General features: G+C 66.6%; 16 protein-coding genes and 1 tRNA gene. 9 read left to right on the plus strand and 8 right to left on the minus strand.

Annotated elements, in window-relative coordinates:
* Positions 1–81: 81 nt before the first annotated feature.
* Positions 82–1,386: a UDP-glucose 6-dehydrogenase AglM gene (gene aglM, locus P1K32_RS11015; RefSeq protein ID WP_276249782.1), complete on the plus strand. Its 1,305-nt coding sequence runs from the start codon at positions 82–84 to the stop codon at positions 1,384–1,386.
* Between the two features lie 13 nt (positions 1,387–1,399).
* On the opposite strand, the gene P1K32_RS11020 is transcribed toward aglM, so the two are convergent.
* From P1K32_RS11020 to P1K32_RS11030, 3 genes are read right to left on the minus strand one after another with little or no spacing between them, the layout of a single operon-like run.
* On the minus strand, positions 1,400–2,371 hold the full coding sequence (locus P1K32_RS11020; protein ID WP_276249783.1) for an NAD-dependent epimerase/dehydratase family protein: 972 nt from the start codon (positions 2,369–2,371) through the stop codon (positions 1,400–1,402).
* Positions 2,364–3,299, minus strand: coding sequence for an NAD-dependent epimerase/dehydratase family protein (locus P1K32_RS11025; protein WP_276249784.1), 936 nt, complete (start codon positions 3,297–3,299; stop codon positions 2,364–2,366). The genes P1K32_RS11020 and P1K32_RS11025 overlap by 8 nt, the downstream gene beginning before the upstream one ends.
* Complete coding sequence (locus P1K32_RS11030; RefSeq protein WP_276249785.1) at positions 3,299–4,474, minus strand: NAD-dependent epimerase/dehydratase family protein; 1,176 nt, start codon at positions 4,472–4,474, stop codon at positions 3,299–3,301. Before P1K32_RS11030 ends, P1K32_RS11025 begins: the two co-directional genes overlap by 1 nt.
* Before the next feature lie 489 nt (positions 4,475–4,963).
* On the opposite strand from P1K32_RS11030, the gene P1K32_RS11035 reads away from it, so the two are divergent.
* From P1K32_RS11035 to P1K32_RS11045, 3 genes are all read left to right on the plus strand, one after another.
* Positions 4,964–5,036: transfer RNA gene (locus tag P1K32_RS11035), tRNA-Pro, on the plus strand.
* 629 nt (positions 5,037–5,665) lie between these two features.
* Positions 5,666–6,475: a hypothetical protein gene (locus tag P1K32_RS11040; RefSeq protein ID WP_276249786.1), complete on the plus strand. Its 810-nt coding sequence runs from the start codon at positions 5,666–5,668 to the stop codon at positions 6,473–6,475.
* 157 nt (positions 6,476–6,632) lie between these two features.
* Complete coding sequence (locus tag P1K32_RS11045; RefSeq protein WP_276249787.1) at positions 6,633–7,334, plus strand: hypothetical protein; 702 nt, start codon at positions 6,633–6,635, stop codon at positions 7,332–7,334.
* Positions 7,335–7,367: 33 nt separating this feature from the next.
* Here the strand turns inward: P1K32_RS11045 and P1K32_RS11050 are convergent, their stop codons facing one another.
* Positions 7,368–7,613 carry a hypothetical protein gene (locus P1K32_RS11050; RefSeq protein WP_276249788.1) on the minus strand — a complete coding sequence of 82 codons (246 nt, stop codon included), beginning with the start codon at positions 7,611–7,613 and terminating at the stop codon, positions 7,368–7,370.
* A 96-nt stretch (positions 7,614–7,709) separates the two neighbouring features.
* Between P1K32_RS11050 and P1K32_RS11055 the strand changes: the two genes are divergently transcribed.
* Both P1K32_RS11055 and P1K32_RS11060 read left to right on the plus strand, forming a co-directional pair.
* Positions 7,710–8,477, plus strand: a complete 768-nt coding sequence (locus tag P1K32_RS11055) for a Nif3-like dinuclear metal center hexameric protein (RefSeq protein ID WP_276249789.1) — start codon at positions 7,710–7,712, stop codon at positions 8,475–8,477.
* Positions 8,477–9,037 carry a SprT-like domain-containing protein gene (locus P1K32_RS11060; RefSeq protein ID WP_276249790.1) on the plus strand — a complete coding sequence of 187 codons (561 nt, stop codon included), beginning with the start codon at positions 8,477–8,479 and terminating at the stop codon, positions 9,035–9,037. The genes P1K32_RS11055 and P1K32_RS11060 overlap by 1 nt, the downstream gene beginning before the upstream one ends.
* A gap of 1 nt (position 9,038) precedes the next feature.
* On the opposite strand, the gene P1K32_RS11065 is transcribed toward P1K32_RS11060, so the two are convergent.
* Together P1K32_RS11065 and P1K32_RS11070 are read right to left on the minus strand one after the other, a co-directional pair.
* Complete coding sequence (locus P1K32_RS11065) at positions 9,039–9,206, minus strand: hypothetical protein (protein WP_276249791.1); 168 nt, start codon at positions 9,204–9,206, stop codon at positions 9,039–9,041.
* A gap of 102 nt (positions 9,207–9,308) precedes the next feature.
* Positions 9,309–10,889: a succinic semialdehyde dehydrogenase gene (locus P1K32_RS11070; RefSeq protein ID WP_276249792.1), complete on the minus strand. Its 1,581-nt coding sequence runs from the start codon at positions 10,887–10,889 to the stop codon at positions 9,309–9,311.
* 103 nt (positions 10,890–10,992) lie between these two features.
* Here P1K32_RS11070 and P1K32_RS11075 point away from each other — a divergent pair, with 103 nt between their 5' ends.
* Complete coding sequence (locus tag P1K32_RS11075) at positions 10,993–11,997, plus strand: deoxyhypusine synthase (protein ID WP_276249793.1); 1,005 nt, start codon at positions 10,993–10,995, stop codon at positions 11,995–11,997.
* 214 nt (positions 11,998–12,211) lie between these two features.
* Here the strand turns inward: P1K32_RS11075 and P1K32_RS11080 are convergent, their stop codons facing one another.
* Positions 12,212–12,460 (minus strand): hypothetical protein, encoded by a 249-nt coding sequence (locus tag P1K32_RS11080; RefSeq protein WP_276249794.1) that lies wholly within the window; start codon positions 12,458–12,460, stop codon positions 12,212–12,214.
* Positions 12,461–12,625: 165 nt separating this feature from the next.
* Between P1K32_RS11080 and P1K32_RS11085 the strand changes: the two genes are divergently transcribed.
* Positions 12,626–13,813 (plus strand): redox-regulated ATPase YchF, encoded by a 1,188-nt coding sequence (locus tag P1K32_RS11085; RefSeq protein WP_276249795.1) that lies wholly within the window; start codon positions 12,626–12,628, stop codon positions 13,811–13,813.
* Here the strand turns inward: P1K32_RS11085 and P1K32_RS11090 are convergent.
* Positions 13,810–14,298: a hypothetical protein gene (locus P1K32_RS11090; protein WP_276249796.1), complete on the minus strand. Its 489-nt coding sequence runs from the start codon at positions 14,296–14,298 to the stop codon at positions 13,810–13,812. The genes P1K32_RS11085 and P1K32_RS11090 overlap by 4 nt on opposite strands.
* A gap of 326 nt (positions 14,299–14,624) precedes the next feature.
* Between P1K32_RS11090 and P1K32_RS11095 the strand changes: the two genes are divergently transcribed.
* On the plus strand, positions 14,625–15,818 hold the full coding sequence (locus P1K32_RS11095; RefSeq protein ID WP_276249797.1) for an inorganic phosphate transporter: 1,194 nt from the start codon (positions 14,625–14,627) through the stop codon (positions 15,816–15,818).
* Positions 15,819–15,891 lie beyond the last annotated feature (73 nt).

The following is a 15,891-nucleotide window of genomic DNA, read 5'->3' on the forward strand; positions in this document are numbered from 1 at the left end:
ATCACTGGACTCGGCCCGCGCGGCGAGGGCACCCTCGAAGGACCCGAATTCTCATGACCCGTGACTGTCAAGCCAGGAGCGATGAACGTCAGTATCGTCGGCAGCGGCTACGTCGGGACAACCGTCGCGGCGTGTCTGGCCGACCTGGGACACGAGGTCACGGCGATAGATATCGACGCGGACATCGTCGACGCTATCAACGACGGCGAGTCACCGATTCACGAGCCGGGACTGGACGAACTGGTCGCCGAACACGGCGGGCGTCGACTGCGGGCGACGACCGACTACGACGCTATCCGGGACACCGAACTCACGATGCTCGCCCTGCCGACCCCCTCGAACGAGGACGGCAGCATCGACCTCCAGTACATGGAGGCCGGCGCCGCGAGCGTGGGCGAGGCGCTGGCTGACGGTGACGGCCGCGAGACGCCCCACCTCGTCGTCACCAAATCCACCGTCATCCCCCGGACGACCGACGAACGCCTCGCCCCTCGAATCGCCGAGGCCGGCCCGGAACGGGGCACGGACTTCCTCGTCGCCTCGAACCCCGAGTTCCAGCGCGAGGGGACCGCCGTCGCGGACTTCCTGAACCCGGACAAGCTGGTCTTCGGTGCCGACGATCCACGCGCGTTCGCCGCGCTGGGGGAGCTATATCTCCCGCTTCGGGAGGCCGCCGACAGCGAGGTGGCCGTCGTCGAGACCGGCATCGCCGAGGCCGAGATGATAAAGTACGCCAACAACACCTTCCTCGCGAGCAAGGTCAGCCTCATCAACGACATCGGCAACGTCTGTAAGGAGTTCGGCGTCGACGCCTACGAGGTCGCCGACGCCATCGGCCTGGACGACCGCATCGGTGAGCGGTTCCTGCGCAGCGGCGTGGGCTGGGGCGGCAGTTGCTTCCCGAAGGACACCGACGCCATCATCGCCGCCGCCCGCGAGGAAGGGTACGACCCCGCCGTCCTCTCCGCTGCGGTCGAACTCAACGACGAACAGCCCGAACGGTTGCTCGCCCTGCTCGACGATCACGTCGACGTGACGGGCAAGCGCATCGCCGTGTTAGGCCTGGCGTTCAAGCCCGGCACCGACGACATCCGTAACACGCGCGCGGTGCCGGTCATCGAGGGCCTACGCGAGCGTGGCGCGGAAATCGTCGCCTACGACCCGGTCGCGACAGAGAACATGCGCGAGAAGTATCCGGATATCGAGTACGCCGAGTCGGCTGCGGGGGCACTGGAAGGGGCCGCCGGTGCGGTCGTGGTCACCGACTGGGACGAGTTCGCGGCGCTGGACGACGAGTTCGACGCGATGGCCGAGCCGGCCGTGGTCGACGGCCGGCGGGTCGTCGACCGGCGCGAGGGAATCACGTATGAAGGACTGACCTGGTAGGCAGCGGGCGGGACTACTCCTCGTCCGACTCGAAGTGCTCGCGAACGACGGACTCGACGTTGTATTCCCGTTCCCAGCCGAGGCGCTCCTCGGCCGCCGTCGTGTCGACTGGGAACTCCGAGACGAGCGTCTCCTCGCCGGCGCGGGGGTTCTCGACGAGTTCGACGTCGACCTCGTGGCCGTGTTCGGCCGCGACGGACTGGACGAGTTCGGCGACGGTTTCGACGCCGGGGTCCTCGTCGCTGGCTATCTCGTACTTCTCGACGCCGGTCTCGCCGGCCTCGAGCTGTTCGACCAGTCGCTCGGCGCTGCGCAGGTAGGCTCGCGCCACGTCTTTCACGTGGACGAAGTTGCGACACTGGGTGCCGGGTTCGTACACCGTCAGCGTTTCGCCGGCCGTCGCCCGCGAGAGGAAGAAGTTGATGACAGTGCCCTTGGATATCTCCCGGCCGTCGATTTCGTGGCCGCCGTAGAGATTCGATATCATGAACTGGTGGGCCGGGAACGCGCCGTCGGCGAAGTCCTCGATGGCGCGCTCGCTGAGGAGCTTCGTCCGGCCGTACCAGTTCATCGGGTCGCGAGGATGGTCGACCGTGATGGGGAACTCTTGTGGGTCGCCAATGACCGCCATCGAGAAGGGGAATATCATGGCGGCGCCGGTCTTCCGGCAGAACCACGCGACGTTTTCGGTCCCCTGGACGTTACACTCGTAGGCGAGGTCCCGTTTTGCCTCGCAGTCGTCGACGCCCGAAATCGCCGCGAGGTGCATGACGACGTCGGCGCCCGAAAGGGCCTCCTCCAGCCGGTCGCGGTTCCGGATGTCGACGTGTTCGACGTCGACGTCGCCCACCGAGCGGACCTCGCCCAGATAGAAGTTGTCTATGGCGGTTATCTCCCAGTCGGGGTGCTGTGCCTCGAGTTCGACGAGGACGCGGCTGCCGATGTAGCCGGCCGCGCCCGTGATTGCGATGTGTGTCTCAGCCATCAGTGAATCTCCGTGCGATGTCGCGGACCCCCTCGCGGAGGGTCGTCTGTGGTTCGAAACCCGTCGTCGCCAGCCGGTCGAAGTTGACGTGGTAGGACGGGCCGGGATGTTCGTCCTCCAGATAGGTGATGTCGACCGCGCCGACCTCCTCGTCGACGACATCTGCGATCTCGGCTATCTGGTAGTTGGCGTCGTTGCTGCCGACGTTGTAGACGCGTCTGTCCCAGGCGTCGGGATTCAGCGCGGCGTGTTTGTACGCCCGCGCTGCGTCGCTGACGTGGACGAACGGTCGCCAGTTCGACCCGTCGCCGTAGACGGTGAGCGTGCGCCCGGTCAGCGCTCGGAAGACGAAGTAGTTCACGACGAGGTTGAACCGGACCCCCGGCGAGTAGCCGAAGTTCGTCGCCATCCGCAAAGCGGTACCGTCCATCCCGAACTCCTCGCAGTAGCTCTCCAAGAGCGCCTCCGAATCGAGTTTCGTCTCGGCGTAGGGGTTGATGGGGTCGGGGTTGACCGTCTCGTCGATGTCAGTGCTGGTCGCGCGGCCGTAGACGTTACACGAGGAGGCGAAGACGACGTTCTCGACGTCGAGCTTGCCGGCGGCAGTCAGCACGTTCTCCGTGCCGTCGTAGTTGACTGCGACGGTTTCCTCGCGGCGGTCGTGAGTGCTGGCCGCGCCCGTTATCGCGGCGAGGTGGACGACGGTGTCGACGCCGCGCATGGCGCTCTCGACGTCGCCGTACTCGCGGACGTCGCCCCGGCGGAACTCGAGCTTGCCGTTGACCGCGCCCATGAGCGCCCGCGGCGACCCGGAGGCGAGGCTGTCGAGAACGACCACTTCGCCGACCCGGTCGTCGTCGGCAAGCTGCGGAATCAGGTCGCTGCCGATGTAGCCACAGCCGCCCGTGACCAGCACGTCGGTGGCCATTATTCCTCGTCGACCAGGACGCCCGGCAGGAAGCGGTCCTCGTGGGCCTCGATGGTGTCGGCGTAGCTGGTCAGGGTCTCGAAGATGTCTTCGACGCCCTCCTCGAAGGTCTGGTCCTGCTCGCCGATGAGAGCCTCGTAGCGGTCGTACTCGATTTCCATCTTGTGGGTCTCGTCCTCGTCGCGCGGGTTCTCGAAGTGCTCGACGGCGACGTCGAGATCGAAGTCGTCACCGACCTCGGCGATGGTCTCGGCGATCTCGACGATGCTGATGGCGCGGGTGACCTGGTTGTACACCGTCAGGCCCTCCGGCCGGTCGTCGGCGTCACCGAGCGCGAGCTGGGCGAGCCCCTCGACGGCGTCCTCGAGCGAGACGAACGGCTTGCGCTGTTCGCCCTTGCCGTAGACGGTGACCGGGTACCCCGCGACGGCCTGGGCACAGAAGCGGTGCGTGACCGTCCCGAAGTAGTAGTCAAAGTCAAAGCGGGTCTTCAGCCGGTCGTCCTCGCGGGTCTCCTCTGTCTCGGTCCCGTAGGTGATGGCCGTGCGCACGTCCGAGACGGGGATGTCGAACTGCTTGTGGGCCAGCCGCATATTCGCCGCGTCGTGGGACTTGGTGAGGTGGTACCAGGACCCGGCCATCGCCGGGAACGGCACGTCGTCGGCCTCGCCCTGGTTCTCCATCGTCGCGCCGCCCTCCGGGATGGGGAACTCCGGCGCGCCGTAGACGCCCGTCGTCGTCGTCTCGATGAAGTGCGTGTCCGTGAGGTCGTTCTCCTCGAGGCCCCACAGCAGGTTCCGCGTGGACTGGAGGTTGTTGTGCTGGGTGAAGTTCGCCCGTTCGCCGTTTATCTGGGAGTAGGGCGCCGCGGGCTGGGCGGCCGCGTGGACGATGGCGCGTGGCTCGTGGACCTGGAGCAGCTCGTCGACGAACGACCGCTCGACGAGGTCGCCCTCGACGAAAGACATGTTCGTAATGCCCAGCGTCTCCCGGGCGGCGTCGAGACGTTCGTCGATGGACGCCACTGGGACGGCGCTGGTCGACCCGACGTCTTCGACCCACTCGCGCCGACCGAAGTTGTCGACCAGTACGACCCGCTCGTCCGTTCGCGACGCGATGCGCAGCGCTGTGGGCCAGCCGATGTAGCCGTCTGCCCCGGTTACCAGTATCGTCATTAGTTACTCGGGTCGTGAGTAACTCCCGAACGATATATATTTTCTGTACTCGCGCTAGCGGGAGTTGGTGTTCGTTGCGCTGTGGTCACTGCTGCTGATTGCCCATCTAACGCGACTGCTCACAGCCAGAAAGCCCCCGGTCGCTCGGGTCGCGCGCCTCGTTGTGCTCCTCACCACTCTCTGCGTTCGTGGTTCCGGTGCTTACGTCGTCGTGCTTCCCCGAGCGACCGGCCCCTTTCAGTCCACCCGTAGCCGGCTGGTCAATCTGTGCTGGGTGGGACTGAAAGGGGCCGGGCTATGGACGAACCCCGGCGAAGTAAGCACCGAAGCGAGTGTAACGAGCGAGGAGACAGCGAGCCGCGGGAGTCCATAGCCCGGGGGCTTTCTGGCTGTAGTCGACCGATATCACTCTCCTATCACTGACTTCGCCAACGGTCGGTTCCGGAAGGGTTAAAAATCGCCCTCGCATTCGTTCAGTTGCTATCGCACGGGCCGGTGGGGTAGCCTGGTATCCTTCGGCCTTCGGGTGGCCGTAACCGCGATTCGAATTCGCGCCGGCCCATACTTCTCGCGGCGCTCACGTTCCAGCGCCGCCTGCTGTCTGCCACAGCGGGGAACGCGAGGTCAGGAACCGCTCGCTGTGAGCACCACAGGCCCATCCGAGCGGGCCGGCTGGGCGGTCCGCGGAAAAACCGGCCAGCCGAACTATCGAGATTCAGTCGGCCAGTGCCAGAGGGGACCCACACTGTGGACACGACATCGTGACGGCGATCTGGGCGGGCTTGACCAGCAGGCTCGCCCGTTTACTGAAGCCACAGCTTCGACACTCCAGCTTGGCATTCTCTGCGCTCGTGTTAGTGACCATATAAATAGGATGGTGGCCTATATATTGAAACTATTGTATTATTTACCGAAATTCGGTGAAAAACCTTCACAGATCGGGTATATTATAAGCGATATTTACAATCTTATTCTGCACAGCAGGATTGCGCAGTCTGTCCCGTCCTCGCTGCACATCTTCGGACCCCGAGTTCACGAGGCCACGGCGCTGGTGGTCCCGGTGCCTGCCAGGCCAGCCCCAGCGGCCGTGGGAATCGTCGCAACTGGCCCCAGCAGCCCGCTCCCGGTCCGCTCGCGGCGACCTGTCCCGGACCAACAATATTATACTCGTCCTTACACTGCCGGAAGTATATGCGCTGGAACCGGTACAAGGGGTTTCTACTGCTGGCGCTCGGTCTCTCTGCGCTCGTCCAGGTCGCTTATCTCCGCACCCACGAGTTCCCGGCGCTGCTGGGTGGGCTCTTTCTGGAGATGGCGGCGACGGTCGCCGACTCCGGAACGCTGCCGACGACGATTGACGGGTTCACGCCCGCGGGTGTCCCATTCGCCTACCCGCCGCTGGGGTTCTACGTCATGGCCGTTTTCCTGAAGCTGGGCGTCGACGGCGTGGCGCTGCTTCGCTTCGGTGCGCCGGTCGTCTTGCTTGGCATCGTCGCGCTCGTCTATCACCTCACGTGGGTGCTCACCGACCGGTCCGAGACGGCACTCCTCGCGGGCATCATCACCGGGACACACGTCTCGCTGAACGTCTATCTCTTGGGGGCGAGCGGCTTCGTTCGCGGGCTGGGATTCATCTTCATGCTGGTCGCGATGCTCGGGGCCTACCAGTACTTCGCGAACGACGGGGGGCGGCGGGCACTGGCCACCGCGACCATCGGTTGGGGGCTCGTCGTGCTGACCCATCCCGTCCACGCCGCGGCGGCGGGGCGGCCGTCGCCGCGGCGTGGCTCGTCTGGGACCGCTCGCCGCGGGGGCTCGCGACCGGCGCGGGCATCGCCGGCGCCGGGCTCGTCATCGCCAGCCCGTGGTGGCTCACCGTCGTCTCGAACCACGGCCCGGATATCTTCTTCGCCGGCGCGGGCTCGCACGGCTCCATCAACAGCAGCCTCTCGGACCTTGGAGCGCTGGTCGGCTGGTTCTGGGACGGCGGCTACGTCCTGAACTGGCCCGCGGCCTTTGCGGTCGTGGGCGCGCGTCGCTGGTCGCCCGGGGCGAGTGGCACCAGCCCGCCTGGCTGGCCACACCGGTCGTCCTGCTGGTACCGCCCCACGGCCGACTCGGGATTCTGGTCGTCGCGCCGCTGGGTGCGGTGGGATTCATGCTCGCGCTGTCGCTGCTTACCGACCTGGACATCGACCTGCCCGACCGCTCGACGGGGCCCCGCTCCCGTCTTTCTCTCCCGTCTCGCTCCAGCCTGCCGACTCACCTCTCTCGCGTCGACCTGCCGGACCTGACGGCGCGGCAGGTGGTCGCTATCGCCTTCTTCCTCGTCCTCGTCGGCCCCTTCGTGGGCCAGAACATGGCCGCCGCGTCGGGGACGAGCACGTACAGTCCGCTGCCGGTGTACGCCGACGCCGAGGACCGGACGGCGATGGACTGGATCGAAGCCGAGACCGCCGCCGACGCCCAGGTCGCCGTCGTCGGTGGCGCAAGCGAGTGGTTCCCCTATCTGGCCAACCGCACGTCGGTCATCGTGAAGTACGGGACCGAGTGGTCGGGCCAGGAGACGTTCACCAGACACGAGTCGGCCCAGCACGAGCTGCGGAGCTGCTGGAACGCCTCGTGTGTGAACGCCACGCTCGTCGACCACGAGTTCGCGGCCGAGGTCGATTACCTCTACGTGCCCTACGGCGGGTTCATGTCCGGACGCAGCGGGGCGAGTATCTCGCCGGCGCTGCACGAGTCGCTGCGTTCCAGCGAGCAGTTCAGTCGGGTCTATCGCAACAGCGGTGTCGGCGTCTACGAGTACAACCTGACCGCAGCGGTGAGCGAACCGCGACAGCGAGCCGACGACGCGTAGGCGTCGGCGTCGCGCCGGAGTCGGACCGAACAGTCAGTCGTCTGATGCGGTCTCGAGGGCGTCCCAGTCGATGGCCCAGCCCTCATCGTACACCGCGGGGACCTGCCCGACCGCGTCCTCGGCGCCAGCGGAGTGTTCTTTGAGCCGCTCGTACTCCAGGGGCGAGGGCTGGAGCTCGAACTCGTCTGGGGTGTCTGCGGGGCCGTCGACGACGAACGAGAGGTAATGTCGCCCGTTCGTGGCCTTGTGCGTCTCACAGTCGGCGTCGTACTGGCTCATATCCGGGCCATCCGTCGGTGGTGATAAAAGCGCTGTGTGGGACTCCTAGTCACACCGGGCCGAAAACCTACCATCCCCGGCGCCGAATGGCCGCCAATGCACACAGGCGACATCGCCAGTCGACTCGACGACGAACTCGACACCGAGGCGTACGCGGACGTCGACGCCAGCCCGAATGGGCTCCAGGTCGGGCCGGCCGACCGCGAGGTCGAGACTGTCGCGGTGGCCGTCGACGCGGCCGTCGAGACCATCGAGCGGGCGAGCGAGGCCGGCGCCGACCTGCTCGTGACCCACCACGGCATCGTCTGGGGCTCCATCGAGCGGGTCACGGACGGTAACTACCGCCGCATCGCGCCGCTGCTCGAGAACGATCTCGCGCTGTACGTCGCCCACCTCCCGCTGGACGGTCACCAGCAGCTGGGCAACGCCGCCGGGCTGGCCGACCTGCTTGACCTCGACAACCGCGCGCCGTTCGGGGCGATGGGCGGCGAGTGGGTCGGCCAGCGCGGTCGACTGGTCGGAGGTCGCTCGCTCGAGGCGCTTGTCGACGACCTCCAAGACACTCTCGACACTGGCGGCCAGCCGGTCCAGACCCTCGACTTTGGCCCCGAGACCGTCGAGGACGTGACCATCGTCACGGGCAGCGGCGTCGACTGGCTCGGTGAGGCCGTCGACGTCGGTGCGGACGTGCTTATCACCGGCGAGGGGAAACAGCAGGCCTACCACGAGGCCCGCGAGGCCGGCATCAACGTCGTGCTCGCGGGCCACTACGCTACCGAGACCTTCGGCGTCCGGGCCCTGGCCGACCGGCTCGCGTCCTGGGACCTGGAGACGACGGTTATCGACTGTCCCACCGGGCTGTGATGGGCGGGGTCGACTACGCGGCCGTCGAGAGCGACAGTGACCTCCTCGAGTGGTCCCGGACCTACTGCCGCGAGGTCCGACGGCAGTGGGGCGTCGACGTGCGGTTCGACCTCGTTGAGTGGGAGATATCTCACCGGGCCAAGCGCCGGGCTGCGGCGGTCAAGCGACCGAAGCTGCCCGATGCGACCGTCGGCGAACCCTACGACTGGACCACTGTCGATGGGGCCGACGGCCGGCCGCTACCCTGTACGCTCTCGTTGACCCGCGAGGCCTTCGAGACGTTCGACCGGGCCGAGTGGGAGGCGACGCTGCGCCACGAGCTGATCCACGTCGAGCAGTACCAGCGGGACGGGACGACAGACCACGGCGCGGCGTTCCGCGAGCGGGCGTCGAAGCTTGACACCGACGTGCACTGCCAGGCCTTCGCCGAGGCGACGTACGTCCTGACGTGTGAGCGCTGTGGCGGACTCGTGGCCCGTCGATACCGGGACTGTCCGCTGGTCCGCGAGCGCGAACGGTACCGCTCGGACTGCTGTGGGGCGGCGCTGGAACTCGCGTAACTCACTGCTTGCGAATGGCGTAGCCGGTCACACTGAGGCCGATGCCGGAGACGCCGGCGACCGACGCGAACACCGGTATCCAGGCGCCCGGCAGGACCAGGAGGCCGGCGACACCGGTCACAAAGGTCAGGACGAACACTGCCAGCATCCCGAGCAGTGACCGCTCCATATTGTTGATGGTTGACGATTTCACGTGATAAGTATTTGGACTCGGTTTGTGGCGTGGTCAGCCACCGTTGCTCCGGGGGCGGACGTGGCGCCGGCGGCTCTGTCAGCGCTCGCTCAGCGGTGAGAGCCCCCGGAGTCGCCGGAGCGCTCTGACGGTGAGTGTCGACCCGGCCGCAACCAGTCGGTTCGGGACGCTCGGCACCGGGACGAGCGGGTCCCGCGCCGTCGAGACTGTCTGGCTCTCGGTGTACTTGCGGAGTCCCTCGGGTCCGTGGCGTCGGCCGATACCCGAGTCACCGACGCCGCCCATCGGGGCGTCCGTCGCCGCCCACATACTGAGGTACGCGTCGTTAACACACGCCGTCCCCGTCTCGATTCGGCGGGCCACGGTCTTCCCGCGAGCGGTGTCGCCGGTCCAGACGCTCGCGTGGAGCCCGTAGTCGGTGTCGTTTGCGCGCTCGACCGCCTCGTCGGCGTCGCCGACCGGCGTTATCGAGACGACCGGGCCGAACGTCTCTTCACAGGCCGCCGTGGCGTCGTCGGGGAGGTCGGTGAGGACCGTGGGGTCGTAGAACAGCGGACCCACGTCAGCCCGGCGACGGCCCCCGGTCTCGACGGTGGCTCCCCGCTCGCGGGCGTCGGCGACGTGTGACTCGACCGTCTCCAGCTGGTGCGTTCCGATGAGCGAGCCGACGTCGGGCCCGAAATCCAGCGACGCACCGAGTTCCAGTGCCTCGGCGGCTTCGACGAACTGGGTACAGAACTCGTCGTACACCTGCTCGTCGACGAAGATACGCTCGAAGGAGATACACAGCTGCCCGGCGTTGGCGAAGCTCCCGTGGACGAGCCCCCGGACCGCTGTCGGGATATCCGCGTCGTCGAGGACGACAGCAGCGTTTTTCCCGCCCAGCTCCAGCGAAGCGTCGATGAGGTGCTCGCCGGCCAGGGACGCCACAGTCCGTCCGGTCTCCGTGCTCCCGGTGAAGGTGACGTAGTCGACGGCCGAAAGCAGGGGTTCACCGAGCGCGTCGCCGTACCCGGTGACGACCTGGACGAGGTCCTCGGGCACGCCCGCCTCGACGAGCAATTCGACGGCCCTGAGCGCGGAGAAGGGCGTGTCTTCGGCCGGTTTGAGCACGGCCCCGTTGCCGGCCAGCAACGCCGGGAGCATATCGGAGATGGCCAGCGTCAGCGGGTAGTTCCACGGTTCGATGAGGCCGACGACGCCGACGGGGTCGTGGTGCTCGACGGCCGTCGTCACCAGCGGGAACGCGCCGTTTCTGCGGACCGGGGCGAGCTCGTCGGGCCCCCGCCGAGCGTAGTAGTCGGCGGTGAGGACGATATCGAGTAGTTCGGCGTGGGCATCCATACGGGATTTCCCGCCCTCCAGCTGGACGATATCGAGCAACTCGGCGTCGTTTGCGAGCATCTCGTCGGCGACCGACTGCAGTATCCCCGCTCGCTCTGTGACCGGACGCTCGGCCCACTCGGACTGGGCCGCTCGCGCCCGGGAGACGGCCTCGCTGACGTCCGCGGGCTGGCAGGCCGGGACTGTCCCCAGTTCGCCGTCGGTGAAGGGGCTCCGAACGACCAGCGAGTCACGGGCTTCGACCCGCGGTATCTGCCCCTGCAACCGCTCGATTGTCTGCTCGGACAGCGACGACGAACCGTTCAATCCTGCCATTGTTTCTCGAACAGGCGGACGACGTATCCTTCTTTTGTCGGTGCTCCTCGACGGCTGGTACGAACCACGCCGTTTTAGCCCGCTGGCCGACCACTGGGGACCAATGAGCGACCACGAAGACCGAGAGACGTTCTGTCACGACCCCATCGGCCACGCAGAGGCCCGCGCGGGGATGACCGTCGGCGAACTGGCCGACAGCTACGGCGAGGCCGGTATCGGTGCCGCCGACATCCACGAGGCCGTCGACATCTACGCAGAGATGCTAGACGACGACGTCACGACGTTCGTCGGCCTGGCCGGCGCGATGGTTCCCACGGGGATGCGGGCCATCGTTTCGGAACTCATCCGCGACGGCCACGTCGACGTCCTGGTGACGACCGGGGCCAACTGCACCCACGACACCATCGAGGCCATCGGCGGCAAACACCACCACGGCGAGGTGACCGCCGAGGGCCACACCGAGCGCGAACACGACGAGAACCTCCGGGACGAGGGCGTCGACCGTATCTACAACGTCTATCTCCCACAGGAACACTTCGCGCTGTTCGAGACCCACCTCCGCGAGGAGGTCTTCACCGTCCTCGAAGAGGAGGGCGCGGTCTCCATCCAGCGCATGACCGAGGAACTCGGCCGGGCCAACAGCGAGGTCAACGAGCGCGAGGACGTCCACGAGGACGCCGGGGTGCTGGCTGCCGCCTACGAGAACGACGTCCCGGTGTACTGTCCCGCTTTCCAGGACTCCGTGCTCGGCCTGCAGGCCTGGATGTACTCCCAGACGAGCGACTTCACCGTCGACGCCCTGGCCGATATGACCGATATCACCGACATCGCCTACGAGGCCGACAGCGCCGGCGCGCTGGTCGTCGGCGGCGGTGTCCCGAAGAACTACGTCCTCCAGACGATGCTCGTCTCGCCCGACGCCTACGACTACGCCGTCCAGCTGACGATGGACCCCGCCAACACCGGCGGGCTCTCCGGCGCGACGCTGGACGAGGCCCGCTCGTGGGGGAAATTAGAGAAGGACGCCCGCAACGTGAGCGTCTACGCCGACGCGACCATCACGCTCCCGCTGGTCGTGGCCGCCGCCCGCGAGCGCATCGGGGAGTAGCGAGGCCGACCGGAGGGAGACCTCGGATACCGACGCGGGGAGAGCGAGGCGCGAAGCGCCTCGAAGCGAGTAGCGCGGAACGAAGTTCCGCGGACCATTCGAGCGGGCGAAGCCCGCGAGAAGACGGTGGAACCGCGAGCAAAGTGACCTGCGGAGGAGTCGGCCGGGAAATCGTCCCGTCCCTGGCGGCGCCGCCCTTGCCGGGGCGCTCGACTCACCCCTGTTGCCAGAGGAACTCGTCGTCCTCGACGAGGTTGTCGAAGTGGCCCTGCTGGAGATAGCCACCGAACACGAGGACGACGATTCCGAGGGCGGCAAGCGGCAGCGCCCAGACCGTGCTGGCGCCGCTGACGACGACCGAGGTCGCCGCCGCGAAACACAGCGTCCCGGTCGCGATGGTGATAGCGAAGAGCACGCTCCGGCGGGCACCGGTCTCCGTCTCGTCGAACAGCTGTTGGTCCATGATAACTAGAGCGACGGTATGCACCAGTACGCCTTATTTATAATGGCTAGTCTCTGGGATTCCCTGGACGGCGATGGTCGGACCAGCAACCGCCGTGTGTGGCACTCTCACGCGCTCTCGCTCGGTTTGGCAATCCTTTAGCCGGTCTTTGCGCTCTAGCCGCCAATGAGCTACAAGATCGGACTCGTCGGCAAGCCGTCTGTCGGCAAGTCCACCTTCTTCAATGCGGCGACGATGAACGACGTGCCCGAGGGCGCGTATCCGTTCACGACCATCGACCCCTCGATGGGAGAGGCCTACGTTCGGGTCGACTGTGCGGCCCCGGAGTTCGAGCACAGCTGTACGCCCAACCACGGCTACTGTGACGATGGCGTCCGGTTCGTCCCGACGAAACTGGTCGACGTGGCCGGGCTGGTCCCCGGTGCTCACGAAGGCAAGGGGCTGGGCAACCAGTTCCTCTCGGACCTGAACGAGGCCGACGTGCTCATCCACGTCGTGGACTTCACCGGCGAGACGGACCTAGAGGGCGAACCGACCGAGGACCACGACCCGCGCGAGGACATCGAGTTCCTGGAGAACGAACTCGATATGTGGTATCTGGACGTCCTGGAGAAGGGCATCGAGCGGTACCGCTCGGGCTACCACGGCGAGAACGGCGACATCGAGGCCGACCTCGCCGAGCAGCTGTCGGCATTCAAAATAAGCGAAGAGGAAATAAAGCAGGTCATCCTCTCGCTCGACCTCGAACTGGACCCCGATGCGTGGGACGACGACGACCGCTTCGACCTCGCCCGCGAGATCCGCATCCGAACCAAGCCGATGGTTATCGCGGCCAACAAGATGGACACCGAGGCCGCCCAGGACAACTGGGAGACCGTGACCGAAGACCCCGACTACGAGCATCTCACCTTCGTCCCCGTCTCCGCCCACGCCGAGAAAGCCCTCAAGAACGGCGCGGAGCAGGACGTGCTCGACTACCGCCCCGGCGACACCGACTTCGAGGTGACGGCAGACCTCCCCGAGGAGAAGGCCGCCGGGCTCGAAGAGATACGTGCGTTCATCGACGACTTCGACGGCACTGGGGTCCAGCAGGCCCTGGAGACGGCGCTGTTCGAGGAACTGGACGCGATTGCGGTGTTCCCCGGGGCGCGCAAGCCACAGGACGACGGCACCTTCCTGCAGGACTGTTTCGTCCTGCCCGACGGCTCGACGGCGGAGGACTTCGCGTACTTCCTGCATACTGACATCGGTGACGGGTTCCTCCACGCCCACGACGTGCGCTCCCAGCGCCAGATCGGTGCGGACACCGAACTGGACCACCGCGACGTGGTCGAGATCACGACGACGAACTAGATAGCCACCGGACAGCCGTTTATCTCGCCGCCGCGCATCCCGTCGGCCAGCCAGTAAACCGAGAGCGTGAGCACGACCACGGCACCGAGGGCGAACTCCAGGCCCTCGAGTGGCAAAAAGAGCAGTGACGTCGAGACACCGACGAGCGAGAGCAGCCCGAGCAACACAGCGGAGCCACAGGCCGCACAGCCCGCCTCGAGCGTGCCCAGCACGACGCCCGCTGCCCCCGCGCCGCCCTGCTGGATGTCCAGCCCGTGCTCGCGGAAGTGGTAGGTCGCTATCGCGATGTCGAGGCCAGTCAGGAGCGCGACTGCGACAAGCAGGAGCCCCTGGGTCGGCGTGAAGTTGGCGCCGACGAAGGGGTACAGCTCCCAGAAGATGGTCAGCCGACTCGAAAGCGGAAGCGACCCGCCGACGACGAGGTCGATGAACACCGGCGCGTTCAGCGAGACGACGAAGGCCGAAAGCGAGGCGGCGAGTGTCAAATATCGTCGCCTGTTCACACCTTTGGGTGGTGGCGACCTCCTTTAGCCCTTGTTCCAATTTGCACCCGAAAGGGACAACCGCCAGCGACCGGTAGGTGCGCCCGGCCGATGACGAGCCGGTGTTCCGAGCCGGGGTGACTCCCCGCCGGTGACGAACCCTATGAGTGCCGAGGCCACTACTTTAACCTGAGCTGGTGACACAGCCGGCCGGACGGATACGCAGCGACGGTCGCCTCTTGCTGTCGAGAACGCGGCCGTCCCGACGCTTCCCGCCTCGCTCGCCGAGAACGGTACGTTATTACACGAGGAGCAAAAGATACCGAAAGATGGCGTCGGTGGCGCTTTTAGCAATCGCACTGCTTTCCAGTGTTTCGTTGGCGTGGGCCCTCGGCGCCAGTAGCACGTCACCCCCACTGGCTCCCGCGGTCGGTGCCCGCGCCCTTTCCGTGATGCGCGCGGCGCTCCTTGTCGGCGTCCTCGCGGCGGCGGGCGCGGTCCTGCAGGGCGGGAGCGTCTCGGAGACGGTCGGTAACGACCTCGTTCTCGGGCCGTCGTTGACGCCGCTTGCCGTCGCCGTCGGCCTGCTCACCGCTGCCGTCTTCATCGCTATCGGGGTCGCCACCAGCTATCCCATCCCCGCCGCGTTCGCGACGACCGGTGCGATAATCGGCGTCGGACTCGCACTCGGCGGCGACCCCGCCTTCGAGACTTACCGCGAACTGGCGATGTTCTGGGTGCTCGTTCCGCCGACCGGCGCGTCTATCGCCTATCTCACGGCTTCGATGCTCCGGCGCGAGGACGTCCCGGACACCGTCGCCATCCCGCTTCTGGGCGGTCTCGTAGGCGTCGTCGTGGCCAACGTCACCCTCGAAGCCCTCCCGGCCACCGCCGGCACCCGGCCGACCATCGCCAACTTCGTCTCGCGCCTGCTGGGGCCAACCCCCAAAGTCGTCGGGACGTACGACCTCGCTATGGTCGCGACCACCCTGGCCTGTGGCGCCGGGCTGTTCTTCGTGCTCCGACGACAGACGAGACAGTCGGTCGATGTCGCAGTCCGACGGTTTTTGCTCGCACTCGGCGGGCTCGTCGCCTTCTCCAGTGGCGGCAGTCAGGTCGGTCTCGCGATCGGACCACTGCGTGTCATCGCCAGCGAATCGGCGCTTTTGACGGCGCAAAACGTCGCGCTGGTGGGTGCCACCGGAATCCTGGTGGGGGGCTGGACCGGTGCGCCCCGAATCATACAGGCTGTCGCCAACGAGTATTCACAGCTCGGAACTCGGCGGTCCATCGCAGCGCTCGTCCCTGCCTTCGTCATCACCCAGACCGGTATTCTCCTCGGCTTTCCCATCTCGCTCAACAACATCATCATCTCGAGTGTCATCGGCAGCGGCCTCGTCGTCGGTACCGAGGGCGTCTCCATGCGGAAGATCACGGTCACCGCTGTCGCGTGGCTCTCGGCGCTGCTGGGCGCGTGTCTGGTCGGATATGTGGCCTTCGGTTTCGCGTCGACACGGCTTTGACCGGGCGGGTGCGACCGGTCGGGTGCGACCGGTCGGACGGCCCGCGAACAGACGCCGCGCACCGTTGCGCTGC

It is taken from the genome of Haloarcula rara, assembly GCF_029338235.1.
GTDB classification, from domain to species: Archaea; Halobacteriota; Halobacteria; order Halobacteriales; family Haloarculaceae; genus Haloarcula; species Haloarcula rara.

Bases quoted from the DNA above. Each gene is read 5' to 3' on its own strand.
- P1K32_RS11055 (WP_276249789.1), top strand. From the start codon at position 7,710: ATGCACACAGGCGACATCGCCAGTCGACTCGACGACGAACTCGACACC.
- P1K32_RS11095 (WP_276249797.1), top strand. From the start codon at position 14,625: ATGGCGTCGGTGGCGCTTTTAGCAATCGCACTGCTTTCCAGTGTTTCG.
- P1K32_RS11030 (WP_276249785.1), bottom strand. From the start codon at position 4,474: ATGACGATACTGGTAACCGGGGCAGACGGCTACATCGGCTGGCCCACA.
- P1K32_RS11045 (WP_276249787.1), top strand. From the start codon at position 6,633: ATGCTCGCGCTGTCGCTGCTTACCGACCTGGACATCGACCTGCCCGAC.
- P1K32_RS11085 (WP_276249795.1), top strand. From the start codon at position 12,626: ATGAGCTACAAGATCGGACTCGTCGGCAAGCCGTCTGTCGGCAAGTCC.
- P1K32_RS11065 (WP_276249791.1), bottom strand. From the start codon at position 9,206: ATGGAGCGGTCACTGCTCGGGATGCTGGCAGTGTTCGTCCTGACCTTT.
- P1K32_RS11080 (WP_276249794.1), bottom strand. From the start codon at position 12,460: ATGGACCAACAGCTGTTCGACGAGACGGAGACCGGTGCCCGCCGGAGC.
- P1K32_RS11025 (WP_276249784.1), bottom strand. From the start codon at position 3,299: ATGGCCACCGACGTGCTGGTCACGGGCGGCTGTGGCTACATCGGCAGC.
- P1K32_RS11020 (WP_276249783.1), bottom strand. From the start codon at position 2,371: ATGGCTGAGACACACATCGCAATCACGGGCGCGGCCGGCTACATCGGC.
- aglM (WP_276249782.1), top strand. From the start codon at position 82: ATGAACGTCAGTATCGTCGGCAGCGGCTACGTCGGGACAACCGTCGCG.
- P1K32_RS11070 (WP_276249792.1), bottom strand. From the start codon at position 10,889: ATGGCAGGATTGAACGGTTCGTCGTCGCTGTCCGAGCAGACAATCGAG.
- P1K32_RS11075 (WP_276249793.1), top strand. From the start codon at position 10,993: ATGAGCGACCACGAAGACCGAGAGACGTTCTGTCACGACCCCATCGGC.
- P1K32_RS11060 (WP_276249790.1), top strand. From the start codon at position 8,477: ATGGGCGGGGTCGACTACGCGGCCGTCGAGAGCGACAGTGACCTCCTC.
- P1K32_RS11040 (WP_276249786.1), top strand. From the start codon at position 5,666: ATGCGCTGGAACCGGTACAAGGGGTTTCTACTGCTGGCGCTCGGTCTC.
- P1K32_RS11050 (WP_276249788.1), bottom strand. From the start codon at position 7,613: ATGAGCCAGTACGACGCCGACTGTGAGACGCACAAGGCCACGAACGGG.